The 26735-nt window shown below is 38.9% G+C and carries 23 protein-coding genes; 17 read left to right on the forward strand and 6 right to left on the reverse strand.

The annotated features are described in order from the left end of the window. Genes BLR27_RS01540 through BLR27_RS01555 form a run of 4 tightly spaced genes read right to left on the reverse strand, consistent with a single transcriptional unit; the run spans position 1 to position 5582 of the window. Positions 1-2127, reverse strand: a complete 2127-nt coding sequence (locus BLR27_RS01540; RefSeq protein ID WP_090698442.1) for a hypothetical protein — start codon at positions 2125-2127, stop codon at positions 1-3. 1 nt (position 2128) lies between these two features. Then, a complete protein-coding gene (locus BLR27_RS01545) occupies positions 2129-3646 on the reverse strand; it encodes a BatA domain-containing protein (protein ID WP_090698446.1) in 1518 nt (505 codons plus the stop codon). Between the two features lie 3 nt (positions 3647-3649). Continuing rightward, positions 3650-4537 carry a DUF58 domain-containing protein gene (locus tag BLR27_RS01550; protein WP_245704395.1) on the reverse strand — a complete coding sequence of 296 codons (888 nt, stop codon included), beginning with the start codon at positions 4535-4537 and terminating at the stop codon, positions 3650-3652. A 46-nt stretch (positions 4538-4583) separates the two neighbouring features. After that, entirely contained in the window at positions 4584-5582 is a 999-nt protein-coding gene (locus BLR27_RS01555) for an AAA family ATPase (protein WP_090698450.1), read from the reverse strand. A 141-nt stretch (positions 5583-5723) separates the two neighbouring features. Between BLR27_RS01555 and BLR27_RS01560 the strand changes: the two genes are divergently transcribed. From BLR27_RS01560 to BLR27_RS01585, 6 genes are all read left to right on the forward strand, one after another. Next, the gene (locus tag BLR27_RS01560) at positions 5724-6347 is read left to right on the forward strand and encodes a DUF4159 domain-containing protein (protein ID WP_090698454.1); all 624 of its coding nucleotides are present in this window, start codon (positions 5724-5726) and stop codon (positions 6345-6347) included. Between the two features lie 195 nt (positions 6348-6542). Next, the gene (ispG, locus tag BLR27_RS01565; protein WP_090698458.1) at positions 6543-8549 is read left to right on the forward strand and encodes a (E)-4-hydroxy-3-methylbut-2-enyl-diphosphate synthase; all 2007 of its coding nucleotides are present in this window, start codon (positions 6543-6545) and stop codon (positions 8547-8549) included. 60 nt (positions 8550-8609) lie between these two features. Further along, positions 8610-10043, forward strand: coding sequence for a C1 family peptidase (locus BLR27_RS01570; protein WP_090698462.1), 1434 nt, complete (start codon positions 8610-8612; stop codon positions 10041-10043). A 95-nt stretch (positions 10044-10138) separates the two neighbouring features. Next, complete coding sequence (locus BLR27_RS01575; protein WP_176767581.1) at positions 10139-12316, forward strand: caspase family protein; 2178 nt, start codon at positions 10139-10141, stop codon at positions 12314-12316. A 67-nt stretch (positions 12317-12383) separates the two neighbouring features. Further along, positions 12384-13595: a hypothetical protein gene (locus BLR27_RS01580; RefSeq protein ID WP_090698470.1), complete on the forward strand. Its 1212-nt coding sequence runs from the start codon at positions 12384-12386 to the stop codon at positions 13593-13595. Between the two features lies 1 nt (position 13596). Then, positions 13597-14421: a hypothetical protein gene (locus BLR27_RS01585; protein ID WP_143007681.1), complete on the forward strand. Its 825-nt coding sequence runs from the start codon at positions 13597-13599 to the stop codon at positions 14419-14421. Position 14422: 1 nt separating this feature from the next. Here the strand turns inward: BLR27_RS01585 and BLR27_RS01590 are convergent, their stop codons facing one another. Continuing rightward, entirely contained in the window at positions 14423-15259 is an 837-nt protein-coding gene (locus BLR27_RS01590; RefSeq protein WP_090698479.1) for an alpha/beta hydrolase family protein, read from the reverse strand. Positions 15260-15347: 88 nt separating this feature from the next. Here BLR27_RS01590 and lspA point away from each other — a divergent pair, with 88 nt between their 5' ends. The 11 genes from lspA (at position 15348) to BLR27_RS01645 (ending at position 26378) form a co-directional block, all read left to right on the forward strand. Continuing rightward, positions 15348-15857, forward strand: a complete 510-nt coding sequence (lspA, locus tag BLR27_RS01595) for a signal peptidase II (protein ID WP_090698482.1) — start codon at positions 15348-15350, stop codon at positions 15855-15857. A 151-nt stretch (positions 15858-16008) separates the two neighbouring features. Continuing rightward, positions 16009-17235: a glutamyl-tRNA reductase gene (hemA, locus tag BLR27_RS01600; protein WP_090698486.1), complete on the forward strand. Its 1227-nt coding sequence runs from the start codon at positions 16009-16011 to the stop codon at positions 17233-17235. Between the two features lie 72 nt (positions 17236-17307). Beyond that, complete coding sequence (hemC, locus tag BLR27_RS01605; RefSeq protein WP_090698491.1) at positions 17308-18924, forward strand: hydroxymethylbilane synthase; 1617 nt, start codon at positions 17308-17310, stop codon at positions 18922-18924. A 24-nt stretch (positions 18925-18948) separates the two neighbouring features. After that, complete coding sequence (hemB, locus tag BLR27_RS01610; protein ID WP_090699315.1) at positions 18949-19920, forward strand: porphobilinogen synthase; 972 nt, start codon at positions 18949-18951, stop codon at positions 19918-19920. A 136-nt stretch (positions 19921-20056) separates the two neighbouring features. Then, positions 20057-21436, forward strand: coding sequence for a glutamate-1-semialdehyde 2,1-aminomutase (gene hemL, locus BLR27_RS01615; RefSeq protein ID WP_090698495.1), 1380 nt, complete (start codon positions 20057-20059; stop codon positions 21434-21436). Continuing rightward, positions 21433-22308 (forward strand): sensor histidine kinase, encoded by an 876-nt coding sequence (locus BLR27_RS01620; RefSeq protein WP_090698500.1) that lies wholly within the window; start codon positions 21433-21435, stop codon positions 22306-22308. The genes hemL and BLR27_RS01620 overlap by 4 nt, the downstream gene beginning before the upstream one ends. Continuing rightward, positions 22298-23002, forward strand: a complete 705-nt coding sequence (locus BLR27_RS01625; protein WP_090698504.1) for a response regulator transcription factor — start codon at positions 22298-22300, stop codon at positions 23000-23002. Before BLR27_RS01620 ends, BLR27_RS01625 begins: the two co-directional genes overlap by 11 nt. Before the next feature lie 2 nt (positions 23003-23004). Further along, positions 23005-23520 carry a tetratricopeptide repeat protein gene (locus BLR27_RS01630; RefSeq protein ID WP_090698508.1) on the forward strand — a complete coding sequence of 172 codons (516 nt, stop codon included), beginning with the start codon at positions 23005-23007 and terminating at the stop codon, positions 23518-23520. Positions 23521-23534: 14 nt separating this feature from the next. Beyond that, positions 23535-24560, forward strand: a complete 1026-nt coding sequence (gene hemE, locus BLR27_RS01635; RefSeq protein WP_090699319.1) for a uroporphyrinogen decarboxylase — start codon at positions 23535-23537, stop codon at positions 24558-24560. Between the two features lie 52 nt (positions 24561-24612). Further along, positions 24613-25152 carry a CopD family protein gene (locus BLR27_RS01640; RefSeq protein ID WP_090698511.1) on the forward strand — a complete coding sequence of 180 codons (540 nt, stop codon included), beginning with the start codon at positions 24613-24615 and terminating at the stop codon, positions 25150-25152. Between the two features lie 86 nt (positions 25153-25238). Next, positions 25239-26378 (forward strand): hypothetical protein, encoded by a 1140-nt coding sequence (locus BLR27_RS01645; RefSeq protein WP_090698515.1) that lies wholly within the window; start codon positions 25239-25241, stop codon positions 26376-26378. Here the strand turns inward: BLR27_RS01645 and BLR27_RS01650 are convergent. After that, a complete protein-coding gene (locus tag BLR27_RS01650; RefSeq protein WP_090698519.1) occupies positions 26362-26724 on the reverse strand; it encodes a DUF1304 domain-containing protein in 363 nt (120 codons plus the stop codon). The genes BLR27_RS01645 and BLR27_RS01650 overlap by 17 nt on opposite strands. Positions 26725-26735: the final 11 nt, after the last annotated feature.

Here is a 26735-nt window from a genome sequence, read left to right on the forward strand (position 1 = left end):
TTAAGGTTGCTGGCGCTTTAAACTATTGAAATATTCTGTCGAAAGCGATGTCCCCGGTGCTGTTATTTTAGCCTGAGGTGTTTTAACTTCGTTTTTGATCATTCTTTGTAATGCGGCCTCCATTAGGAATAGTTCCCCGGAACTTACCTTCGAACTTCGTGATGTGTCGAGTATTTTCCGCATGATTCCCAATGCCTTTAAATAGGATGCAGGTTCTGCCGAGGCTTTTGCGGCAAGTTTCCTGTTTGCCTCCTGCAGAATAATGAGATCCGACTGGTTTAATTTCTCTCCTTCTTTTAGTTTTGCAATAATTGAGGTCGATTTCTTCAGGGGATTTTCTTCATCGTTTTTTGAAAGAGTTCGCTCTGCCGAAGGCTGAATGATTTTATCAAGTTCGGCGGTGAGACGCTTTTCAGCTTTTATCGCTGGCGTTTTAAGTGCTGTTTTCGAAACATAAGCTCTCGACTTTTGCTGAAGATCTTTGAGCAGGCGGAGGGCCTTGTATTCAAAAGGGAGCGCTTCCTCAGGTTTATAGGTCCTTAACCTAAGCTCCGATTTCCACATTTCAGTCAAGGTGGCTTTAAGCTGAGCTTTTAACTCTGGTTCAAAGAAAGTGGCATCCTCAGCGATATCATGTTTGTGGGCATAAGCATCCATGATTTTTTGAGCATCTCCAAAGGCGGCAGATTCTTCCCCTGCTGCATGTTCATCATGTTCTTCACCAATCTCTTCATCGGTTTCTTCACCCAGGAACTTCCCGTAACGAAGCCGGAGTAATTTTTGATCGATCCCCAGATTATTACTTCGATTTTTAAATTCTTCTTCGCTGATCGAGTTTTTTTCTTTCAGGATCTTCTCCGTGTCTATAATGATCTGCCTCTGACTTCTGAAATATTCGGGAACTAAGTTGATGCCTCCCAGCATACCGTCCATACTCATTAATTTGGCAGTATCCTGGATGGTCACAATATAAACATCAGACCGGCTTTGCTGCTTCCTGCTGTCAGTTGCGTTAATATAGAAATACAATTCATCACCTGGCACCATCCCCAATGCAGGGAGATCAATCATTTTCTGAAGCTTGTATTCCTGTTTTCCATTAATACTTTCGCTGAACCGGATCACCTTCTCCTTGAATTTTACGCTTTCCCCTTGTCCGCTGCTAATTGTTGCCGATATATAGGTGTCGTTTATTCCGTAATCATCGTTGATCTGAACCTGTAAATTTGTCTTTTGAGGTTCACCAAAATCAATGGTACTATACTGTTTTGGAGAGGTGATGCGGATCAATGCTGGCTCATCCTTTATCGTTTCCAGTTTATAAAGGTCAGAAAGTTTGCCATCCAAATCCACCTGGTAAAATCCGGGTTTATTGATCGCTTTGCTTAGGGTCCACTTTGTGCCTGTTTTATTCAGTGAGTGTAATTTCATTCTCTCTTTATCATTAAAAATAAACTGGAGTTTATTTACAGGCTGACTTGTCTCAATGACCCACTCCAGCAAGGCTCCATCTTCTACTGTTGCCGAAAACTGCTGCTGAACTCTGGTATTTTTATTTGTATATGCCGGAGGAATGACCTTTAGCCTGACTGAAGATATTTCAGGCAATATTTTATCTGGTATTGATGGTGTTCCTTCGTTTTCTATCCCTGAATCGATGGATTTTAAAGTGTTAATATCAGTTTTTGCGATCAATACTGAAACAAGTACCGAAATGATAAGGAAAAGGGCAGAGATCTTCAAACGCTTATAGATCAAGGCTGGCGTTTTGATGTTATTTATCTCATTTTCAATCTTTTGAGCCTGTAATCTCTCCAGAATATTCAGGGTTTCAGATTTCCTGAGGACTAATGAGGAACTTTCTTCAAGCTGGGGATAGGTCTGGTCGAGGAGCCTTGAAACATCATCTTCGTTGATCTTCCATATTCGAAAGATTTGGACTATCACAACAGAGATAAGCAGGCTTAGAGGAAGTATCAACCAATAAGATGCCGGCGAAATGATATTCCAGAAGGTGATTCCAACCAGTGAGATGGATGCAGCCAAAAATACAGATGCAAGTAGCCCCGAGCTAATCCAGCGCATCCTGATCGACCTTAAATATTTTATCCCCTCTGAATCTCTCATGTCAAATAAGATTGTTTCTGAAGGTTAAATACCTTTCCAGTAAAAAAATTACAACTAAAGCAAGCCAGAATTGATCTTTCAGGCTTTTTTGGCTCTCCGGATTTTTGTCGGAAGGCTGAGCGTTATCATTTATAAAGACTGGCTTGATCTGTGTCTGGTTGGCAATTCTTTTGTCTGAGGGATGCATCTCTGAAACATTTTGCTCCGGAATAATAATTGAGATCAAAGCTTTGGGAAAATCATCGCTCCAAACCAGTTCGTTCCAATCCGGGTTAAACCTGGAGTAAAAATGAAAGACTGATAACTTGTTTTTCATCTGCAGATCAAGTATGGGCTGACCATAGCCATCTTCCCAAACGGGAAAACCTCTTCCCCCAGGTTCAGAGTAGCTTATTCTTTTGTAAAGATCAATATCCCCTTTTTCTGTATTGCTAATTGCCGGTGATAATTTTAATCTGCTGCTGACCTGTTCCAGCTTTCCTTTTTCATACACAAAGAGCGAGTTTAATGGAATAATGCCTGAAGGTATAGCTGACTCTGATAGCCAGAAGATAATATTTTGGCCGGATGGAATATTCATCGTTGAAAATTCACTTAACTTTATTTTCCTTTCTGTATATTTTTGGATGGCACCTATTGCTGCCTTCAGATAGCCCGCATCACTTTTAAATTTATCTGTATAAATTGCTATTCTGATTGTTGCAGTATCTATAATCACCGGTAGGGAATCGCCTTGACAGATATCTTTAAATTTGAGACTTGCATTCCCATTTTGAATGTCAATTGCAAAGGATGAGTTTTTATCTGCCGGATCAATTGTTACGGTTTTGTAAGTCGTTCCAACCGGACTGCTGGAGGCAATCGTTACCTTTACACTGTCTGACTCACTGAACCAGGCATTTTCAATCCATGTGGCTGTTGAATCAGAGGGTGTATAAGTTTTCCAGCTTAACTGTTTGGATATTACCGGCCGTTCAGCTCCTAATCTATTTAGCCTGTTAGGTGTGAAAATAACAGCTTTGGTATTCTGTGGAATTTTATCATCCAGTAATTTGATCAATGACCAGTAGGGGAGTAACACCTCTGAACCTTTTTCGGTGGTCATTTCTTTCAAGGCACCCCGTAGTTTGGCAAGCTCGAATCCCGGCTCAAAATAGTGAAACTCATAACCAAGACTGTTTAGAGAATCAATTTCTGACTTAAATTTGGTATAAGTTTCGGTAAGATTTTCTTTTTCTATCAGGAGCCAGCCCTTGTTCACAGCGGTATTTATTTTGCTGTTCCATATTGGTCCGGCGAAGATCAAAGCTAAAATGATCAGTAATAGGCAACGAAGAAATAATAGGAGCAGGTCGATCAGTTTTAAACTGCGCGCACTTTGCCTGGAGCTTTCTCCCAGGAGACTTATACTTCCAATTTTCAGGGTCTTCCCTTTTTTAATATTCCACAAATGGATGATCAGCGGGATTGAAATTCCGCCGATTGCATATAGCCATATAGGATTTATTAGTTGGAACAAGGCTTAGGTTCTTAATTTACTGCGTTGGTTTAAAAAATCTCTCAATGCCTGATCGAGAGGTTCAGCCATACTGATCAGGCGATAATAGATCTGACGGTCGAGCAGTTTCATTCTCAGACCGCTCAAATGCTGTTCAAGCTTCTCCTGGTAGATATTTTTTGCTGTTTTGACATCAATTTTAATGGTTTCACCAGTTTCAAGATCTTCTAATTCTGAATAACCTTTAAAATCAAGTTCCAGTTCGTTTTTTCCCATCAGGTGGAACACGATCACTTCATTTTTTAGGGATGTTAAGGTGTCCAGCAATTGTATGATCTCAGCATTCTTTTCATACATATCGGTAATAAAGATCAGTAGCTCCCTCCTTTTTGATCCAGTGTAAATATCTTTATAATGAATGGGCTTTGTAAACTCACCACCAGCCTTGATGTTTTCCAGCTGGTAGAACATCCTGGATAAATGCTGAAAATCCTGTTTGGATGCTAATGAGAATAAACCCCCATCCTGAAATACATACAGGCCAATTGCATCGCCTTGAATATTAGCAAGATAGGCCAGGGATGCAGCGAGATATCGGGCGTAATCTATTTTTTTATACCCTCCATCTTCATGGTTCATTGATCCGCTGGCATCGATCAGAAACCGTACAGAAATACTGGTCTCAACTTCTGATTCTCTGATATAATACCGATCAGAACGGCCATACATTTTCCAGTCGAGCCAGCGCAGGTCATCACCTGGTTGGTAGCTCCGGTACTGGCTAAACTCCAAACCCGGACCTTTAATAGAGCTTTTATTAACGCCTGTCATAAAGCCATCCACCACAGTTTTTGCTGCCAGCGAAAGGTCTTTAATAGCCATTACGACTTTTGGGTCTAATAATTTACTCATAGGATGGATTAACCATAATTTATTAAGAAGAGGGCAAATTGCCGTTCTAAACCTGAACCTTTGGCCGTTCTACAGTTCTGATCAGCTCTGAAGTAACCTGGTCTGAGTTGACGTTTTCTGCTTCTGCCTTAAAGTTGACAAGAATACGATGGCGCAAAACCGGATAGGCCATTATATGGAGGTCGTCCATTATAACTGCATATCTGCCTTTTAGCAGGGCTCTTGCTTTAGCGGTTAATATCAACGCTTGTCCGGCTCGAGGACCTGCACCCCATCTTACCCATTCCTTCACATAATCTACGCTTGTAGTATCCGGCCTTGTTGCACGGATAAGCTTGCTTACATATTCAATCAGATCATGGCTGATGCTTACATCTCTGACAAGCGACTGGATCTGTAATATTTCTTCGCCTGTTAAAACTGGCTCAATGGCAGCTTTCTTAGATCCTGTGGTGCTGTTTAATATTCCGAATTCTTCCTGCTCGTTAGGATATCCAATTTTCACGAAGAGCAGAAAACGATCCAGCTGTGCTTCCGGCAAAGGATATGTTCCTGCCTGCTCGATCGGGTTTTGTGTTGCCAGTATAAAAAATGGACGGTCTAAAGGGTAGGTCTGACCACCATAAGTAACCTCAAATTCCTGCATTGCTTCCAATAAAGCGGCCTGAGTTTTTGGCGGTGTACGGTTAATCTCATCAGCAAGAATGATATTGGCAAAAATGGGACCTTTATTGAATTTGAAAAATCGTTTTCCTGTGCTATGGTCCTCTTCCAATATCTCTGTTCCGATGATATCTGTTGGCATCAGATCGGGTGTGAACTGTATTCTTCTGAAGGAAAGATGCATGGCCTGCGACAGGGTTTTAACCATCAGCGTTTTGGCAAGACCCGGTACTCCTTCCAAAAGGCAATGCCCGCCAGCCATTAAGGCGATGATCATTTCTTCCAAAACCTGATCCTGCCCAACAATTACTTTCTGGATCTCTTGCTTTAAATGCGGTAGCTTAGCAATTATTGCCTTAATATTACTTTCTGAAATTTCCAAGTTCGTATAATTGGTTTAATAATGCGAAAATTAGGAATAAATTGGCGGAAACAGGACATATGTGTATGCCCATCGGTATTTTTACAAAAATATCTTCTGAAAAGAGTCTTTTTGGAATAATTATAGAGATAATTTAGACGAATGTTTGGTTCGAAGTTCACATTTGCAAGGATAAAATACCGCTCAGGCGACTGGGATACAGATCAGCGTATGCCATCAAATCTGCTAAACTCTCTGGTAGAGTATACCACTATTCCAATTAATAACGAAGAAAAAGTGGTGGAACTTTCTGGTAATGAGTTGTTTCTCTATCCATTTACATACCTCAGCGGACATAAACTGGTTCAGTTCGATCAGCAGGAGAAATCCAATTTCAAGAAATATATTGAGAATGGTGGCTTTGTATTTGTGGATGATTGTAACCATGATATTGACGGACTTTTCGCCAGGTCGTTTGAAGCCCAAATGAGTGCTATTTTCGGTCCGACAGCCTTGAAAAAGATCCCCAATGACCATGAGATCTATCGTTCCTTTTTCAAATTCGAAAAGGGGCCCCCTACAACGTCTTTTGAATTAAATGGCTGGGGTGATGATCTGGTGCATGATTATCTGAAAGCTGTTGAGATCAATGGCCGGATCGGAGTATTGTACAGTAATAAGGATTATGGTTGTGAATGGGATTATGACTTCCGGAATAAACGGTTCTATGCAGAGGATAATACCAAATTTGGAGTGAATATTATCCTGTATGCGATGGGAGTATAATTGTCAAAATGTCCTGTGCAGGCAATTTTGTTCTGAACAGTTTAATGATTATCGGTGAATAATACCACTGAATCAGTCAAAAACAAGATTGTCTCCTTCCTGATGGGTTGACAGTTTCGATTTTTATTCCAGAACAAAATTTGACATTACATAAGCATCATATTATGTAGTTTTGTAAAATATTGATCCCTTTTAATGATTAAGAAGCCTTTTGATGCTTTAAGCGGCAAGTATTGTAATTCTTTGGATAGTTATTCCAGATTTCTAACCCGTGAAGTAACTATCGGACATATCCCTATGGGGGCAAATAACCCGATCAGGATACAAAGTATGACCACAACGGATACTATGGATACCATTGGTACTGTAGAACAATCTATCCGTATGGTGGATGCTGGTTGCGAATACGTAAGAATTACTGCTCCAAGTGTCAAGGAAGCCAAAAATCTGGCCCTGATCAAGAAGGAATTAATTGTCCGTGGGTATAATGTTCCGCTGATCGCTGATATTCATTTCACTCCCAATGCCGCTGAAGAAGCGGCAAGGATCGTTGAGAAAGTACGGATCAATCCTGGAAATTATGCGGATAAAAAGCGTTTTGAGAATTTTGAATATACCGAAACTGAATATAAGGCTGAGCTTGAAAGGATCTACAAAAAATTTACTCCTTTAGTAAAGGTTTGTAAAGAATATGGCACAGCCATGCGTATAGGAACGAATCATGGTTCGCTTTCAGATCGTATCATGAGCCATTACGGTGATACTCCGCGAGGAATGGTTGAGTCGGCCATGGAGTTCATGCGCATGTGTGAAGATCTCAATTACTACAATCTGGTGATCTCCATGAAATCCAGTAACCCTCAGGTTATGGTTCAGGCTTACCGGCTGCTGGTTGAAACCATGGTTAAAGAGGGGATGAACTATCCGCTCCACCTTGGAGTTACTGAAGCCGGTGATGGAGAAGACGGCAGGATAAAATCAGCTGTGGGTATCGGTGCTTTGCTGGAAGACGGATTGGGTGATACCATTCGCGTTTCCTTAACAGAAGATCCAGAATTTGAAGCGCCTGTGGCAATTTCATTAGCAGATCGCTATAAAGATAGGGAGTTATCAGTTAACAGTTATCAGTTGTCAGAAAACAGAAAACAGACAACCGATAACAGACACAATCCCTACGAATACGAAAAGCGTCATACTACTGAACTTAATACTTTTATTGGTGGGCATCAGGTTCCGCGGGTTATAATTGATATCTCCGGAAAGAATCTGAAAGATCCGTCAATTCTAACTGATGTGGGATACTTGTATTCTTCGCTGCTCGATAAATACAATATGGCTGAGCAATCAACCGATTTTGTTTATTTGGCTGATGAATTACCTTCGTTCAGCTTTCCTGGTAACCTTAAGCAGCTTTATAATTATTCAACCTGGAAAACACTCGCTCATAAGAGTAATTGCCATCCCTATTATTCTCTGCAAGAATTTGTTTCATCAAAGGATCATGATCAGGCATTGAATCTGGTTTCAATATCTAATCAGGATATTGATTCTGAATTGTTCAGGGAGCTGCCAATAGATAATACTCTGGTTTTTGTTCTTGAAACAACTGCTGTTTGTGGCTTGCAGGATCAGCGGAATGCATTTTTCAAACTCATGGATATGGGTCTGGAGATTCCGGTAATTATAAAAAGAAAATATAGCCTGACGGATCAAAATTCAACTGTTTTGCCAAAGGATACAGATTTTCAGTTATATGCTGCAACTGATCTCGGCGGATTACTTCTTGACGGTTTTGGCGATGGTGTATGGGCAGATGCTCCGGATATATCCACAAAAACGATTCTTTCTACCTCATTCGGTATTTTACAGGCTACCCGCTCAAGAATATCAAAAACAGAATATATTTCCTGCCCGAGTTGTGGCAGAACACTTTTTGATCTTCAGATCACCACCCAAATGATCCGCAGCCGTACCGATCACTTGAAAGGATTGAAGATCGGGATCATGGGCTGTATTGTCAATGGTCCGGGAGAGATGGCAGATGCAGATTATGGCTATGTTGGTACAGGTCCGGGAAAGATCACACTCTATCGTGGGAAAGAGGTCGTAAAGAAAAATGTGAATACCGAAAATGCGCTTGATGAGCTGATCGGAATCATACGCGGTGATGGAAATTGGATAGAGCCTGAGGTTGTTAATTAATATACCTATTATTGGGTATTTTAACAATTATGTAAATACGTTATTTTTATTGAAAACGTTATGCCAACTTTTCTCAAGCGCGTCCTCTTTCCTCTTTGTTTAATTTTAACTTACAGTAAACTCTCAGCACAAGTAAATTATACCAGAGGGCTTGAATTTGACAATACGGCCTACGAACAAGTATTAAAAAAAGCCAAACTCACCCGAAGCTTAACAATTGTACCTAAATCTTTCTCGATTAAAATGTTTGCTCCTTATCCTGAAAGTCAGGGCCAATTTGGCACCTGTACTGCTTGGGCAAGTGCTTATTGCGGGCGTACAATTGTTCAGGCTGTAAAGAATAATTGGACAGACAGGGATTTTATAACTAAAAATGCATATTCACCTGCATTTTTGTACAGGGTACTCAGACCTGATGACCCATCCTGTGCTGGAGGTTCCAGTATTCCGGAGGCTTTTTCCTTTTTGAAAAGCATGGGTGTTCCGGGTAAATTAGACCAGCCTGAACCGTGTATTGGAGTAATTGATCCTTCAATCCGCGCGAAAGCAGCTGATGGAAAGATCAAAGATTTCATGCGTTTATTTGACGCAGGTAATTCTAAACAAGTCAATATTCAGGCAGTCAAAAAATCGATCTCAGAAAAAAAGCCTGTTGTTTTTGGAATGATTTGTCCGCCTTCATTTAATAATGCCGGCGAACTTTGGACTCCTAAAGAGGATCCGCTTCAGTCATATGGAGGACATGCTATGTGCGTTGTGGGTTATGATGATGAGAAATTTGGCGGTGCTTTTGAAATTCAGAATAGTTGGGGTAAATATTGGGGAAATGCAGGATATACCTGGATTAAATACGATGATTTTGCCCGCTTCACCCCTTATGCATTTGAATTTGTAGATTTACCTGAACCAGCTCCTGCAAAGCCTGACCTTTCAGGTCAGATCAGGTTTGTTCTAGCTTCGGGACAAGAAATGCCGGTAAATCTTTTGGTTTCAACCAGGGGATTAAAGGTTGTTCCAGCGAAAACTACTCCTGGCCCTCTAACTATTTATCAAAGCCAGAACTCTTATTCATCAGGGACAAAATTCAGAATGTATATTTCGAATAATGAGCCTGCTTATGTCTATGCAATAAGTACAGATCTTAGCAATGAGATTACTAAAATATTTCCCAATGAAGAGGGTATAAGTGCTGCCTTGACAGACAGTAAAAATGATATCGCCATACCCGATGAGGACCATTTTATTGAGTTTGATAATAAACCCGGCAAAGACTTTTTATGTGTTCTTTACAGCAAAAATGAACTTGATATAAATGGGCTTATTCAAAAGATCAGAGGCCAGTCGGGAACTTTTAACGAACGAATTTTCAATGCAATTGGGGACCAGTTGGTTGATCCTCAAAATATGGACCTGTCCAAAGATAAAATTGCGTTTAATGGGTTTACCAAAGGAAAATCAATTGTTTCAATGGTTGTTGAACTTGAGCATTTTTAAATGATATTTATGTTAATTTTTCAACAGGAATATCTGAAAATATTAAGACTATCCTGAATTTATAGCATGTTATAATTATACCAAAAATGTGTAAGATGAAAAAAAGCTTAATGATCATTTTGACATCACTTATTCTCAGCCTTAATGCAAACCGAGGGCTAGCTCAAAGTGATAAGGTTAAAGATAGAGAAGCCTACAATAAAGCCTGGGATCTTAGAAGGGCAGGGCTTAAATTGTTTTATAAGGATAGAGCTGCGGCATTTAAATTATTCGAGGAGGCTAATATGTTCAGTCCTGGAAATCCGGATGCTTCTCTGGGTGTTCCGGAGAGTAGAAATTTAGTCCCGGCTTTATTATTTTATTATGGAGATATAAGAGGTGCAAATAAAGCTATTGAAAATGAAATAGTAAGATTGAAATCAAGAAAGGAGGTCTTTACTACAAATGGGGTCTCCGTTAATTACATTCCTGCTAATGAATGGATAAAGAAATATTATAATCTGAGAGCAAATGCAAATCTAACGTATGGAGATGCAGCATTAGCCAGCGAGGATCTGCTTAAATTGATAGAGTTGGGATTTGATGAAAAAGAATATAAAAAGCAACATAGCTCCTGGATGGGAGGATTAGGAGCTGCAACTATTCAAAATACTTTTCAATTGGGGCAATATATAGGTTTTCTAAATGATGATGTTAAACTTATTGGAGCTATGCAACCCATGTTTGAGAAAATGGGCGATAATGATTTTATTACTACTGGCATTATTTATCAGGCCATCTTAAAAGAAGATTATAAGCAGGCTATTGCTGTTGCAAGGGAATTTGAAAAAACTGGTGCCAATAATAGAATCAATGCCAGGTATCTTTTAGCATACTCCTATGCAAAACAAAAGCAAACCGCGGAATCTGAAGAGTTTATAAAAATTTTGCTCAAAGGTATTCGTGTCGGCCCTCAAATGGTGGCCCGGATTAATGCGATGAATGCTCTTAATGAAGGGAAATATGCAGAAGCTATTGCTTATGCCAATGATGCACTTAAACCTATGCGTTTTCTTACTATGAGCTATGATCAGCCTGGAAAGTTTGCCTATTATACGATCAGAGCAGATGCTTATGCTGCCTTGAAGCAATTTGCTAAGGCAAAGGATGATTATGAGCGGGCTTTGCTTTATAACCCTAGTTATAATTATGCTATAACTGGTCTGGCTAAATTGGAGTCTGCAATAGTAACGGTGCAAAAATCTGACATTATACCTCCTGTTATTACACTTCTGGAACCAGCCATTCAACGAGGACTAAAAGTAAGTAGTGCAGGTAAGGATCTGATGGTCAAAGGAATTGCTATGGATCCTTCCGGGATAAAAGAGGTAAGTGTCAATGATCAGAGGATATTTTTTAAGGCAGATGGGAATTTCTGGGGAAGTATTCCCATTAAGGATGGCTCAAATAAAATTAATATTGTTGTTATTGATAATGCCGGTAATAAGGCTGAACAAAGTTTTGAAATTGAAAAACCAACTACTCCAATAATAGTGGCAACTGAAATAATGCCGGTTAAAGAAAAACCAGGCAAGAATTATGCTTTGATCATTGCAGCTCAAAATTATGATGATAATAGTATTCCTTCATTGGAAAATCCAGTTTCTGATGCGATCAAATTAAAGCTGATCCTGAAAAACAATTACAATTTTGCTGACGATAACATTTATACCCTGTATAATCCGATTATAAATGATTTCAAGAGAAAATTTGCAGAGATGCAGGAACTTATTCAGCCTGAAGACAACCTGATAATTTTCTATGCCGGTCATGGTATATGGGTTGAAAAGGAGCAAAAAGGGTATTGGTTATTAACAGATGCATTACGTACGGATGCTAACACCTGGTTATCCAATAAGCTTGTGTTGGAGATGATCTCTAATATCCCTTCCCGCCATACCTTGCTTATTACTGATGCCTGTTTTTCCGGGTCAGTATTCAAAACAAGGAGTATCGATGCTGATGCACCTCCTGCTATTCGTGAGTTGTCTGAAAAGATAAGCAGAGTAGCGATCACATCAGGAAATGATACAGAAGTCCCTGATGAATCTGTCTTTATGAAATACCTGGTTAAGGCGCTTACAGAGAACAAGGATAAATACCTGACTGCTCAAAAGATGTTCATCACACAGATCATAGAAGCGGTAATGTCAGAGAGTAAAACAGAACCACGATATGGTACTTTAGAATTGGCTGGCCATATTGGGGGAGACTATATTTTTACGAAAAAATAAAATCAGGATTGTTGATGGTATTTGGAATGAGTAAACTATTCGAATCTTATAAAATCTTCATTTTCTAATGAAAAACATCCTGGGCCGTTTGATAATCTCCGCTTTCCATGGGTTTTTACTCCTCCTGTTAACATGGGCCTGGTTAGGTTCATACATGACCTATGGGGATGAGTTTTTGCTGGTCAAATGGTCTTCTACAGTTAAGAGGGTATTCTTAAATATAGACGAAGATCCGCCGGCTAACAGATTTCTTTTTATAGATCTGGCATATGATAAGGCCATAATACCCAGAGAAGATGGACCGGGTAATGAGGTCATTACAGACCGCGCTCAACTTTCCCGATTTTTTGAAATTTCAGGCAGGCAACAGAATGTAGCCCGTTATATTTTTTGTGATGTTTTTTTACAAGGCAGATCGGAATGGGATGATAGTTTAGAATTGAGTGTAGCAAAAAATGCGAATCTCATATTTCCAATCCATAAAGATGAAAATGGACTTTTGCTGAAACCAGAATTAAATGTCCCTTATGGAATTGCTGATTATCAGTCAAACAGAGGAAATACATTTTTGAAGTTTAAATTGTTTCAGGATAGTAGCTATCATACGGTTCCGGTTGAAATGTATAAAAAGCTGAATGACAAGTCGTTTGAAAGCGGACTATTTTTTAATTATGACAAGGGTTTACCTATTTTAAATTCCGTTATTATTGATTATCCAATAAGGAATTATGAACTTATGGATGAACAGGAGTATGCATTAATCAGCCTTTCTGAGTTATTGATGCTCCCGGAGGAAGTTATAATTAATGAATATCTTAAGAACAGAATAGTTTTAATGGGAGATTTCAAAAATGATTCTCATCAAACTATTTTTGGGCCAATGGCTGGTACCCTGATCTTACTAAATACGTTTCTGACCTTAGAAGGAGGGCAGCATCGCCTACCCTTGACATGGTTCTTATTTTTGATCATTGCTTATACCAATTTGTCCTATTTTGTCTTTTTTGCGCAGAAGAATCATCAAAATATTTCTGGAAAACAGAATGAAATTGTTCAGCGCTACCCATTTTTACTTTCGCTAATAGGATATTTGGTAATTCTAAGCTCATTCTCGATATTTTCTTATTTGATTTTTGGAGTTCATATAAATATATTAATCATAGCACTTTATCTAAATGTACTGGGCTTAATACGAAATTTAAGAGAACATTCAGGTTGGAAGGAAGCCGCAAAGAATTGGTTGATCTATATTAAAAATGAATATTTTAAATTTTATTGAAATGAAAACAGGTTTATTGGCTTTTATATTTTATCTGACTTTAATTCAGACCGATGTATATTATGTAACCTTTGTAAAAGGAATTGTGCAGCTTGAAAGCACAAAAAAAATAATTAAACCAGGTGATAAAATTACCGCTAAGGATAAATTGATCTTCAAAGATCAGGCATCAAAGGTTTCTTGTATCAGCCCTTCAAAAGGACGATTTGAAATTCGTCCGGATACAGAGGCTGCAACAAAAAAAGGGGAGTGGTTAGCAGTTATTGGAGAGAAGCTGATACCCTCTTCTACCTACCAGCGTTTAAGCACGCGATCTTTGGATGTTGATAATGGTTATGACCCAATAAACTATTTTGGCAATAAGTTGGAGAAACCAATTGTTATTTTAAGTGGTATTCCATTGCCAGTGAAAATGAGTTATAAGATCGATGCGTTTAATTTTTTCTTTCTTCAATATGATCATGAAGGTAAAACTATTGTTAGAAAAGTAGGATCAATAGGGCAGTCTCTTCTTTTTATACCTGAATTGTTTACTGATAGTGATGGCAATATGCTAACTCAGGAATCTCTTAAAAAGGTTTTTCTTTGTTATCAATCAAACATAAATTCAATTGCAAGATCTAAATCACTTGTTGAGTTTCGCCCACTCCTCGTAGATAGAGATCAATTAGCTTCAGAGATTAGCTTTATGTACAATTACTTAAAGCCACTTAAAAATAATAGTCTAAAAGATATTCATGAAGAGATTTTCGCTCATCTGATTGAAAATTACGGAAAAATTGATGCGAACCTTATCGAAAAGGAGTTCCTGGTTCAATTAAAATAACTTAAAACTCTTTTCTCAAAAACTCGACACTTTTTTCACAGGTTAACTGTAATTCAAGAGGTAATTCATCTTTAGTAAAAGGATGTGAAGCCCCAAAAACATGATTTGCATAGGGAATTATAAATAGTTCTGCATTTGGGGAACTATCCTTCAGTCTGACAGCTTCACTTAGCAACACATTTTCATCCTGATCACCATGAATTATAAGCCATGGTTTATTAATTCGGCCTGCAGCAAGCAGAATGTCGTATGATTTAGAATGTTTATCCAAATCATGTAAAAGATCAATTTTAAGTGGTGTATATTGTTTTGTTCTGGTATTGAAATTAAATATTACCCCTTTATTTCGCCATTCCACTTCATCTTCCTTTTTCCAGAGGCTCCTGAAATCAGCAATGGCAGCCCAGGTAATAAGTTTGTCAATACGCGGATCTTTGGCTGTCTGAATGATACATGTTCCACCACCCCGGCTATGTCCGATCAGGCTTAACATATCAGGTGCATTAAATTCATTTCCGCTTTTTGCAAAAGAGATCACCAGATCCAGATCAGTAAATTCTTTGGTAAAAGTATTGTCTCCAAAAGCTCCCAGGTCTGCAAAATCAGTTGGGCTTTCAGGCGTCGTTCCATTATGAGAAAAATTAAATTTGAGGAATCTGAAACCTTGTTTTACAAAGTATTCAGCTACAAGGTCATATGCTCCCCAATCTTTAAATCCCTTAAATCCATGAACGAAGATTACAATTGGGTTTTCTTCCTGGCCAGTTTTAAAGCTGAGATCCATTAAAATGGGTTTGCCTTCAGAGCCTTTAATTGTGAATGATTGCCGGATGATCATATAGATTGAACGTTTTTATTGATATTTGGAGTATGTCCCTGTTTTGATTCGATCCCATGGTTCGTATCGAAACGATCTCAAACAATATATGAAATTAAAAGGTTTTTTCAGGAATTTAATGATAGTGTTTATTCTGGTGCTGAATTTTAGTTGTGACCAGATCACAAAAACGATTGTTCGGAAAACAGTAGCTGAATACGAAATTATCCCCCTCATTGATGGATATCTCACCCTCACAAAAGTTGAAAATACAGGTGCATTCTTAAGTGCCGGAAGTTCCTTGCCCTATTTTATTCGTTTCCTTGTCCTAACTCTCCTTCCCATAGTATTTCTATCTTATGGATTATATTTGATCATTCGTAAAAAAGAGCTTCCGCAAATACTTATCATTGCCTGGTGCTTTGTGATCGGAGGAGGTATAGGCAATCTTTATGACCGGATTGTTCATGGCTCTGTTACCGATTTTCTGCACCTTGACCTTGGATTATTTCAAACCGGAATTTTTAATATGGCTGATGTTTCCATAATGACCGGAATGTTCATCATAATTTGGAGACAGTTCTTGATTGGTATAAATCAAAATAGCAAAGGGGATTAAAAAATAGATATTTGGCGTGTTTTTTCAGATTTTCATAATTTTTCACTCTTATTTATAATCTTTCTAAACGCTTGTGTTTACACAGGTGTGACACATTCAAAATCGCTTATTTGTTACATTTGTTTCGGTTTATATTTAGGAGTAGGAGAACTTGAAGTATTTAAAAGTTATTGCCTTTACGCATAAGCAGATTGACCTTAAGGATTTAGGGAAATTTGTAATCTGTAACGAGTCTTTGGAGAGTAGTTTGGAAAGTGTCAGGCAGAAGTTTGATATTCCTGAAATATTTTACATTGGAACATGCAATCGCGTAGAGTTTGTATTTACTGCCGATCAGAATCTTACAAATGAATTTGTCAGGGATTTTATTCAGGCATTGAATCTGCCTGTTTCTGACGAACAGGTTCAGGCCTTTGCAGAACAGGTTTCCATTTATGAAGATGTAGATGCATTGAACCATTTACTTCGTATATCATGCTCACTCGAGAGCCTTGTTGTGGGTGAAAAAGAAATTCTTGCTCAGGTTCGCAAAGCTTATGATACCTGTCGCCTTGCTGGATTTACGGGTGATTATTTACGCCTTATTATGAATAGGGTTGTAAAAACATCCAAGGAAGTTTATACCAACACTGCTATTGCACGTAAACCTATTTCAGTTGTTTCATTAGCTTACAGGAAGTTGCGTGAGCTCAATATGTGTACAAATTCACGGATATTGATTATTGGTGCCGGAGAAACAAACAAGAATATTTCGAAGTATCTTAAGAAACATAAATACTCCAACTTTACCATTTTTAACAGAACACTTGATAATGCTCAGGTTCTCGCTGAAGAGCTTGGAGGTAAGGCGTATGGTTTGGATGCTCTGAAAACATTCAAAGATGGTTTTGATGTGATCATCACCTGTACAAGTGCTACCGAGCCGATCATTACAAATGAAATTTACAATTCCCTTCTCAATGGGGATAAATCCAGGAAAGTAATTGTCGATCTGGCAGTACCAAATGATACAAGTCCTGAAGTGCTTGAAAATAACCCTGTTACTTTCATTGAAGTTCACAGTTTGCAGGAAATAGCAAACAGCAATTTACAGGAGCGTTATGAAGAACTTATTTTTGCTGAGCGTATCATAGAGGATAATATTCAGGAATTTAAGCCTGTGTTAAAACAACGCAGGGTTGAGATCGCTATGAGAGAAGTTCCTGTAAAGATCAAAGAGATCAGGAATACTGCTGTGAACAATATCTTCGCTGATGAAATTGAAAGTATGGATCCAAATTCGCGTGAAGTATTAGAGCGTGTGATGAATTATATGGAAAAGAAATATATCAGCCTTCCAATGGTCATGGCTAAGGATATATTGATAAATAATAGCTGAATTTCGGTTGATCCCAATCATTTTGGCTATTTTTAGCCTCGAAAAAAACACGTCCGAACAATTTTAAAAGCCATGCCTGATCATTTACCAGAAGATAATAAAAAGTCCGGAATCATAATTGGTACACGGGGAAGTGAACTTGCATTATGGCAGGCTAATTATGTAAAGGATCTTCTGGCCGGAATAGGCCTTAACTCCGAATTAAAGATCATTAAAACCCAGGGGGATAAAATTCTGAACCTGAGTTTCGACAAGCTTGAAGGGAAAGGATTTTTCACTAAAGAACTTGAAGAAGAACTCCTTAGCGGAAGTATTGATCTGGCGGTACATTCGCATAAAGATCTTCCTACTAATCATCCTGAAGGTTTGATCATTGCTGCAGTTTCTGATCGTGAGGATCCGGCTGAACTATTGCTTATTTTAAAAGATTGCGTGGATGTTCAGCAAAAACTGTCAGTAAAATTTGGCGGTATGGTTGGAACTTCTTCAAATCGCCGGAAGGCTCAGCTTTTAGCTGTTCGCCCTGATCTTGAAATCGAAGAACTTCGTGGAAATGTAATAACCCGCATTCAAAAATTACGTGATGAAAAATACGATGCAATCATGCTTGCAAAGGCAGGAGTGTTGCGTTTAGGACTCGATCTGAGTGAATTTTATATCGAAGAACTGGAGCCTAATGAATTGATACCTGCACCTGCACAGGGAGTATTGGCTTACCAGATCCGTGAAAGCGATACCGCACTTTTTCAAAAACTACAGGAAATAAATAATCATGATATTGCTGAGCAGATCGGAATAGAGAGAAAAGTGTTGAATTTGTTCGAAGGTGGCTGTCAGATGCCACTAGGCTGTTATTGCCGCAAGGATGGTTCAACCTTTCAGATCTGGACCTCCAAGGCAGCTGATGGTAATGATTTTCCTGATCGGCTATTTACGCAAACCGAAACTGCAGAAGGTATTGCCGAAATGATCGTTGCTAAATTTGCACCCGACCGTAAGTTTCCTAAGAATATATTTATTACCCGAGAACTTTCCGAATCAAGCTACCTGAGAAATGCATTGGGGAAGCATCAGATTGAAATTGAAGGCCGATCATTGATCAGAACATTTCCCTCCATAAATAAACTGGATCCATTTATCTTAAGAAATATCGATTGGGTTTTCTTCAGCAGTAAGAATGCAATTGAATACTTTTTTAAACTTGATCCTCAGCTGCTTTCAAAGAAAGTAAAATTCGGGGTTCTTGGAAGAGCTTCTGAAGATGCACTTCGCCTTCATGGTAAAAAAGCTGATTTTAATGGAGAAGAAGAAGGAATTGATACCAGCGATATAGCTAAAGAGTTTGCAAAACTGGCTAATGGGACTATTATTTTGTTTCCAAGTGCAAAGGGCTCCCTGAAGACCATTCAGAAAGAACTTTCTGCAGAAACCAAAATCATTGAACTGACCGTTTATGAAACAGTTAGCGAAGAAAATGTTCAGCAATCGTTTGCTGAGGTTCTGATCTTTACAAGCCCATCGAATGTAGATTCTTATTTTGCTGAAAATTTACTGGAGCCAGATCAGAAAGTTATTTGTATAGGGAAGACAACCGGCCAGAAATTTGATGAAATGGGAGTCAAATATACACTGCCATTTTCACCCGATGAAATGGGTTTAGCAGAGGCAATATTTGCACTGGACCAATAATTGTATTATAAACCAATGGATCATATGTTAATTCGTCCCAGGAGGTTGAGAAAATCGCCGGTATTACGCGAAATGGTTGCAGAAACCAGATTATCAAAGGATATGTTTATCTATCCTTATTTTGTTGTACCTGGTAAAAATGTGGTACATGGAATTGATGCTATGCCCGGCGTTAGTCATTTTTCTGTAGACACTCTCCTGAAGGATGTAGAGAAATCTATGAAACTAGGACTGAATAAAGTATTGCTTTTTGGCGTTGGTGAAGAGAAAACTGAAGATGCCAGCTCCTCTTTCGATAAAAACTCGATCGTAGCAAATGCAGTTCGTGAATTAAAAAGAGCATTTGCTGATGATCTGTATGTGGTAACTGATGTTTGTACCTGTGCCTATACTACCCATGGACATTGTGGTATTCTTCAGAATGATTATGTTCAGAATGATAAGACCGTGGATGTTCTGGCGCAAATGGCCTTAGTACACGCCCAGGCAGGTGCGGATATGGTCGCTCCATCAGATATGATGGATGGACGTATACTTGGCATTCGCGAAAAACTGGATCAGAATAGTATGGTCAATACTGCGATAATGAGCTACAGCATAAAATTTGCATCTGCATATTATGGACCGTTCAGAGAGGCTGCAGATTCAGCTCCCGGAAAGGGCGATAGAAAGGCCTATCAAATGGACTTCAGGAATCCGCGGGAAACCATGCGAGAATCAGCTCTTGATGAACAGGAAGGTGCTGATATACTGATGGTTAAACCTGCACTTGCTTATTTGGATGTCATTCATCGTCTGAAAGAAAGCACAAATCTGCCGGTTGCTTGTTATAATGTTTCAGGAGAGTACTCAATGGTTAAGGCTGCAGGTGCAAATGGCTGGATAGATGAGCAGAAAGTAATCATGGAAAACATGTATGCATTCAGCAGGGCAGGCGCTAATATAATTATTACTTATCATGCACGTGAGATCCTTGAAAAGGGATGGATGGATTAAGCAAAAAGCCTAAAGCTATTAGCAGAAATAAAATAATTGATTTTTAGAATAAGTTTGAAATTAAGGTACTAAGTTTAACTTAAAACCTAATACTTATAACTTAATACTTATAACTTAATACTTACAATACAACTCAATGTTAGGATCAATAAAAAAGATGTTTTCAGGATCTGAGGAAGAAACAACGGTTAATTCTACTGTTAAACCAGATATTTCAAGAGAAAGATCAGCAGAGTTATATGAAAAATCAAAGACTTACTTTCCCGGCGGAGTAAATTCGCCTGTTAGGGCCTTTAAGTCTGTACACGGAACTCCATTATTTATACAAAAGGGAGATGGTTGTTTTATATGGGATGCTGATGGCAATCAGTTTATTGATTTTTGTGCTTCCTGGGGACCATTGATCCTTGGACATAACAATTCTGCAGTACGTGAAAAGGTGATCGAGGCGATGCAGAACGGTATGAGCTTTGGTGCACCCACCGCACTTGAAAATCAACTTGCCGAACTCATTCTGAAAAATAATAAATATATCCGAAAACTTCGTTTTACCAGTTCAGGTACTGAAGCGGTGATGTCGGCAGTACGTTTGGCCCGCGGATATACCAAACGCGATAAAATTATCAAGTTTGAAGGTTGTTATCATGGCCATCTGGACTCTTTACTTGTTAAGGCAGGTTCAGGCCTGGTCACATTTGGTGAGACTTCATCTGCAGGTATTCCAAAATCATTTGCCGATGAAACCATTGTTGTTCCTTTGAACAATATTCAGGCTGTAGAAGAAGCGTTTGAACAATTCAGCGATCAGATAGCAGCAGTAATTATTGAACCTGTTCCGGCGAACAACGGACTTTTACTTCAAACACAGGAGTTCCTTGAATTTTTACGCAGGATCTGTACAAAGAATAAATCACTGCTGATCTTTGATGAGGTAATTTCCGGATTCAGAGTTGGTTTTGAAGGTGCCGCAGGGTATTACAATATCTATCCAGATATAATTACCTATGGAAAGATCATAGGTGGTGGTTTGCCTGTGGGGATGTATGGAGCATCAGAAGAGATCATGGGAATGATATCTCCTGACGGCCCGGTTTATCAGGCAGGTACTTTATCCGGCAATCCGGTTGCTATGGCTGCAGGAATTGCTCAGCTAACGGAACTGTCAAAATCTAATTTCTATAAAGATCTGAATAATAAAACCTTCGAGTTTACGGAATCAATTCAACGTTACGCAACGGCTAAGAATTATAAGTTTAAGGTCTTTACCATAGGTTCTATTTTCTGGTTTGCCTTCACAGATCGGGAAAGTATCAGTAATGCTGATGAGATCGATGCATCAAGCATGGAAAAATTCAAGATCATGCATCGTGAGTTGCTGAACAGAGGAGTTTATCTAGGACCATCGGGATATGAAGTTGGTTTTGTTTCCTCAACTCATTCTAAGATTGAGCTTGAAAAAGCAAAACGAGCTATTTTTGAAAGTCTTGATATTGTTTTCAGAGGTTCAAGGGCATGAGAAGGCCGCTCCTGATATTTTATAGTCTGATCATTTACACTGTACTTCAGGTAATTTGGTGGGGCAGACTATTGTTGTCTGCAAAACCGGATAGTTTGGGGATGATATTGGGAGAAAGTGCTGTATTTATATTCATTTTTCTTGTCGGCGCCTATTATATGCATAAGGCAATTAATGGTGAAAGGAAATTACATAATCAACAGAGGAATTTTTTACTTTCGGTTACACATGAGTTGAAATCACCTCTTGCATCTATAAAATTGTATCTGGAGACCATCCTGAAAAGAGACCTGGAACCTGCACAACAGAAATCATTCCTTAAAAATTCCTTAAAGGATATTGAGCGACTGGATGATCTGGTTGAGAACATGCTTATAGCGACAAAGATTGAGAGTAAGTCATACACCTTTCCAAAAGAGCAGTTTAATTTCTCTCAGCTTGTAAATTCAGTTGCCGGACGACTTCAATTACATACCTGTAGTTCACAGGTTATCAAAACCTCGGTTCAACCCTTTATATTTCTGAATGGAGACAAATTCGCATTAACTTCAGTGGTTACAAACCTGATCGAAAATGCCGTAAAATATTCTCCTCCATGCGCAGAAATTAAAGTAAGTCTGAAGCAAAAAGGTGGTCAGATCTACTTTATTGTTGCCGATTCCGGTATTGGTATTAATGATCAGGAAAAATCACGTATTTTTGAAAAGTTTTATAGAGTTGGGAGTGAAGAGACACGTAAAACTAAGGGAACAGGTTTAGGCTTGTTCATAGTAAAACAGGTTCTTGATAAGCATCAGGCCATTATTAAAGTTAGAAACAACAATCCTTCGGGAACTATTTTCGAAGTAATATTCAACGCAAATGCCAATTAAACAAAGAATTCTACTGGTAGAAGACGAAGAACATCTTCTGGAAGCTATCAAATTAAATCTGGAACTGGAAGGATACAAAGTTTCAACAGCAACAGATGGGAAAAAAGCATTAAAAGTTTTCAAAGAAGAACGTTTTAATCTGGTGATCCTTGATGTGATGTTACCTGAGATCGATGGATTCCAGGTGGCAGAAACAATAAGACTTGAGAATTCAGAGGTTCCGATCATGTTTTTGACTGCCAAAAACACGAGTGAAGATCGTGTGATGGGTTTGAAAAAAGGTGCTGATGATTACCTGGTAAAGCCATTTAATCTGGAAGAATTGATCTTAAGGGTTGCAAATCTTGTTCGCCGTAGTCTTAAAGGGGATCAGTTGAAGGAATTGAATTCCTATAAGATTGGTGATAAAACGATCTACTTCAACTCTTTCGAATTGAAGAGTGACGACGGTACCGTCACTCCGCTAACGAAGAAGGAGACCATGTTATTAAAACTTTTGATCGAGCGTCGTAATGAGGCGGTTTCAAGAGAGCAAATTCTTGAGACGGTCTGGAATTATGATGTATACCCATCAACAAGAACCATTGACAATTTTATTCTGACTTTCCGTAAATATTTTGAGCCTGATCAGAAAAATCCGACTTATTTTCATTCAATCCGTGGGGTTGGGTATAAATTTATTGATAATCACTAAAAATGTTAACTAAAAAGGCCCGCCTATGGGTTATTGGAATTGCAGTGCTCCTGCTTGCATGGACTATCAGTCAGCAGGTTTATGAAATAACGGCAGTTGTTGGTATCGGTATAGCCCTGTTGATCTGGGGCTATTTTCGTGAAGGTACTGTGGTTATGGCAGCCAGAGAATTTCATGCTAAGAACTACGTGGAAGCAGAAACCCTGCTAAAGGAGATTGAAGATCCTGATCGTTTGGGCAAACATAGGCGTGGGTTCTATGAGTTTATTTATGGGAATCTGGAACTTCACAGGCAAAATTATGACGAAGCTGAAAAGCATTTTCAGATTGCCAGTAAATTCCCTTTACGTAACCAGAATGATAAAGCAATCGTGTTGGTACATCTGGCAAATATTAACTTGCGTAAAAAGGATGTTGAACGAGCCAGAGTATACGTAGAAATGGCCAGGGCTTATAAAATATCATCAAGAGTAAAAGATATTATTCAAAAGATCGAATCCGAAATTAATAAAGCATAGTGAGCGAGAAGAACATACAAGATAGCCTCTTTTTAAGGGCCGCATTTTCAAAAAGTACAGAGCGTCCTCCGGTATGGATGATGCGCCAGGCCGGTCGGTTTATGCCCGAGTACTGGGAGATAAAGAATAAATACTCCTTTCTGGAGATGTGTAAAACCCCGGAGATCGCAGCAGATGTGACCATGCTCCCTGTCAATCTTTTAGGGATCGATGCTGCAATTCTCTTTTCCGACATTCTCGTTACTGGAGAGGCAATGGGTGGTGATCTGAGTTTTACTCAGGGTGTAGGGCCAAAATTTGCAAATCCTGTTCGTACTCAGGCAGATGTAGATAAACTCCTCACAGAAGTAGATGATAAGCTTCAGTATGTAGCAGATGCGATAAAAGTAATTCAGCAAAGGTTAAATGGAAGTATTCCTCTGATCGGTTTTGCTGGTGCTCCTTTTACTGTGATGAGCTACCTTGTGGAAGGCGGATCTTCCAAAGATTTTAAACTTACTAAACTTCTTATTCATAACCATCCTGAGCTGGCTCATCAGCTGCTTGCAAAGATCGCGAAGGTGACTATTGATTATTTAAACCTCCAGATCAATGCCGGTGTCAATGCGCTTCAGCTATTTGATAGCTGGGCTCTTGCATTGTCATGGGATGACTATAAAGAATTCTCTCACAGTTACAATACAGAAATAATTTCAAAGCTGAACAGAAAGGACATTCCAATCATTTCTTTCTGTAAAGGCAGCTCTGTTTTTGCACCACTGATGGCAGAATCAAAGCCTGATGTGATCTCTGTCGACTGGAATGCAGATTTGCTCGACATAAAAAAGAAACTTCCTGCTGGTATTGCTGTCCAGGGTAACCTGGATCCGCATATTCTATATGCAGATAAGAAAGTAATTAAGGAAAGAATACATCGCTTATTCGAACGTATGCGTGGAGAAGATGGCTTTATTTTCAATCTGGGCCATGGCATTATGCCGGATATTCCTTTTGATAATGTAAAATATGCAGTGGAGTTAATGAAGGAATTCAGATACTGATCAACGTCAAAAATAAAAAAGTAAAAGCATTCAGCTTTTTGACCAGCAAATTATGACCTATTTATATTTAAAGGCAATTCATATCATATTTGTTGTAAGCTGGATGGCCGGGCTGTTTTATATCGTTCGTCTGTTCATCTACCATGTGGAAGCTAATGATCGCCCTGAGTCAGAGAGAATAACTCTTCAACGACAGTTTGAGATCATGCAGCATAAGCTCTGGTATATAATCACAACGCCTGCAATGGCCATTTCTTTCCTGGCTGGTATTGCAATGATATGGGTTAATCCCAGTTTGTTAAGTATGAACTGGATGCTGGTAAAACTGGCATTTGTATTTGGCCTCTTGATCTATCACTTCATGTGTCAGAGCATCATGAACAAGTTGAAGCATGGTGTTTTTACCTGGTCATCTACTCAATTGCGGCTCTGGAATGAACTTGCAACAATTTTTCTGGTAGCCATTGTATTTACCGTGATCCTTAAAAGTGCTGTCGATTGGATCTATGGATTAACAGGGCTTATTGTATTCAGTACTGTGATCATGTCTGCTGTCAAGATCTATAAGTATTATCGTTTAAAAGGGAAATAAAATTAAAAGCCTGCAGGATTGGGGATATTCCTGATCTATATTCATCATTAAAACCTGAGATCATCATTAATGACTGATAATTTTCAATGAAGAAATACCTGATTTTTTTATTCTTCCTAAGCAATTTTAATGATTCGGTTGCTCAGATATCTACTGATAGTTTAGAATACCGCATCCGTCCTGACAGTCTGAAAACAGGTGAACTTCATTTAAGTGTTCAGAGTTTCAATTTTATGCGGAACTATGAATACTTCAATAAAATTCAGGACGGTTATACCCTTTTCGGAACCCAGTTAGAGCCTCAGCTGGTTTATTATGCGCATCCCAGGCTTGCGGTAACAGCAGGAGTACACTTGCAAAAAGATTTCGGAGCTAAGGGCATATATAGAACACTTCCCCTCTTCAGTATTAAATATCAAAATGGACATACTACCCTTATCAATGGAGTTTTGGAAGGGAATATCCATCACCGTATGGCGGAGCCACTGTTTGATTTTGAGAAAAGGATCACCGAGCCTGTTGAATATGGTACGCAGTTCATAATCAATAAGAATTCTTTATTCCTGGATGCATTTATCAATTGGAAGCGGATGATCTATAAGCCGTCTCCTGTACAGGAGCAGATTTTGGGAGGACTATCAGCAGATTTCAGACTGATCAGGAACTCAAAGATCGATCTTTCTATTCCGCTTCAATTAACGGTCTTTCATCAGGGCGGTCAGATAGATATTACACCTGAACCTTTGCAAACGCTGGTTAATACGGCTTTGGGTTTTAAATTGAAGATTCCACTAACAGGGTTTGTAAATGCTGTCAGATCGGAAAACTATCTGATGGGCTTTAATGATTTTTCATTCACAGATGTACAAGCTTTTTCTAAAGGACATGGTTGGTATCTTAATACAGGAATTGATACGCATTACGGTTCATTAATTGGAACTTACTGGAATGGTATGTCTTTTATTTCATCTAACGGGATGCCCTTGTATCAGAGCGTATCTCAACACATTGACCATGCCGGATTTACAGAAAAGAACAGAAAATTGATCATGCTCCGTTATTCCTACCAGAAGCAACTTATTCCAAATCTTTATCTTGATTTCCGGTTCGAGCCTTTTATGGATATGGGCAGACCCGCAGGAACCAGGAAAATAGAATTTTCAAATTCCTCTTTTCTGGTTTACAAACAATCGTTCAGACTTCTCAAGTCTAAAGCAGAAAGATAGCAGTAAGTGCTAAAGTTGCAGGTAAAGCCTGTACATACAGAATTGATTTTTGAACAGAAATTGCGCCATATACTCCGGCTGTGATCACACAGGCTAAAAAGAATGTTGCAACATGCTGTGACCATGTATTGTCTTCAATTATAAGCGACCAGATCAGTCCGGCAGCCAGAAATCCGTTATATAATCCCTGATTTGCAGCCATCGACTTTGTTTTTTCAAACATATCTGCCGGCATAGATTTGAAAGTTCTCCTTCCTGCAGTTGTCCAGGCAAACATTTCAAGCCAGAGAATGTAAAGATGCTCCAGAGCAACAATAACGATCAGTATTTTCGAAATAATATGCATACTTTGTTATT

The sequence above is a fragment of the Daejeonella rubra genome (assembly GCF_900103545.1).
Classification (GTDB): domain Bacteria; phylum Bacteroidota; class Bacteroidia; order Sphingobacteriales; family Sphingobacteriaceae; genus Daejeonella; species Daejeonella rubra.

Coding starts and splice junctions, on each gene's coding strand:
- BLR27_RS01560 (WP_090698454.1), top strand. CDS start 5,724: ATGTTTGGTTCGAAGTTCACATTTGCAAGGATAAAATACCGCTCAGGC.
- lspA (WP_090698482.1), top strand. CDS start 15,348: ATGAAATTAAAAGGTTTTTTCAGGAATTTAATGATAGTGTTTATTCTG.
- BLR27_RS01650 (WP_090698519.1), bottom strand. CDS start 26,724: ATGCATATTATTTCGAAAATACTGATCGTTATTGTTGCTCTGGAGCAT.
- BLR27_RS01585 (WP_143007681.1), top strand. CDS start 13,597: ATGAAAACAGGTTTATTGGCTTTTATATTTTATCTGACTTTAATTCAG.
- BLR27_RS01620 (WP_090698500.1), top strand. CDS start 21,433: ATGAGAAGGCCGCTCCTGATATTTTATAGTCTGATCATTTACACTGTA.
- hemC (WP_090698491.1), top strand. CDS start 17,308: ATGCCTGATCATTTACCAGAAGATAATAAAAAGTCCGGAATCATAATT.
- BLR27_RS01540 (WP_090698442.1), bottom strand. CDS start 2,127: ATGAGAGATTCAGAGGGGATAAAATATTTAAGGTCGATCAGGATGCGC.
- hemB (WP_090699315.1), top strand. CDS start 18,949: ATGTTAATTCGTCCCAGGAGGTTGAGAAAATCGCCGGTATTACGCGAA.
- BLR27_RS01630 (WP_090698508.1), top strand. CDS start 23,005: ATGTTAACTAAAAAGGCCCGCCTATGGGTTATTGGAATTGCAGTGCTC.
- BLR27_RS01580 (WP_090698470.1), top strand. CDS start 12,384: ATGAAAAACATCCTGGGCCGTTTGATAATCTCCGCTTTCCATGGGTTT.
- ispG (WP_090698458.1), top strand. CDS start 6,543: ATGATTAAGAAGCCTTTTGATGCTTTAAGCGGCAAGTATTGTAATTCT.
- BLR27_RS01590 (WP_090698479.1), bottom strand. CDS start 15,259: ATGATCATCCGGCAATCATTCACAATTAAAGGCTCTGAAGGCAAACCC.
- BLR27_RS01550 (WP_245704395.1), bottom strand. CDS start 4,537: ATGAGTAAATTATTAGACCCAAAAGTCGTAATGGCTATTAAAGACCTT.
- BLR27_RS01625 (WP_090698504.1), top strand. CDS start 22,298: ATGCCAATTAAACAAAGAATTCTACTGGTAGAAGACGAAGAACATCTT.
- BLR27_RS01575 (WP_176767581.1), top strand. CDS start 10,139: ATGAAAAAAAGCTTAATGATCATTTTGACATCACTTATTCTCAGCCTT.
- BLR27_RS01645 (WP_090698515.1), top strand. CDS start 25,239: ATGAAGAAATACCTGATTTTTTTATTCTTCCTAAGCAATTTTAATGAT.
- BLR27_RS01570 (WP_090698462.1), top strand. CDS start 8,610: ATGCCAACTTTTCTCAAGCGCGTCCTCTTTCCTCTTTGTTTAATTTTA.
- BLR27_RS01640 (WP_090698511.1), top strand. CDS start 24,613: ATGACCTATTTATATTTAAAGGCAATTCATATCATATTTGTTGTAAGC.
- hemL (WP_090698495.1), top strand. CDS start 20,057: ATGTTAGGATCAATAAAAAAGATGTTTTCAGGATCTGAGGAAGAAACA.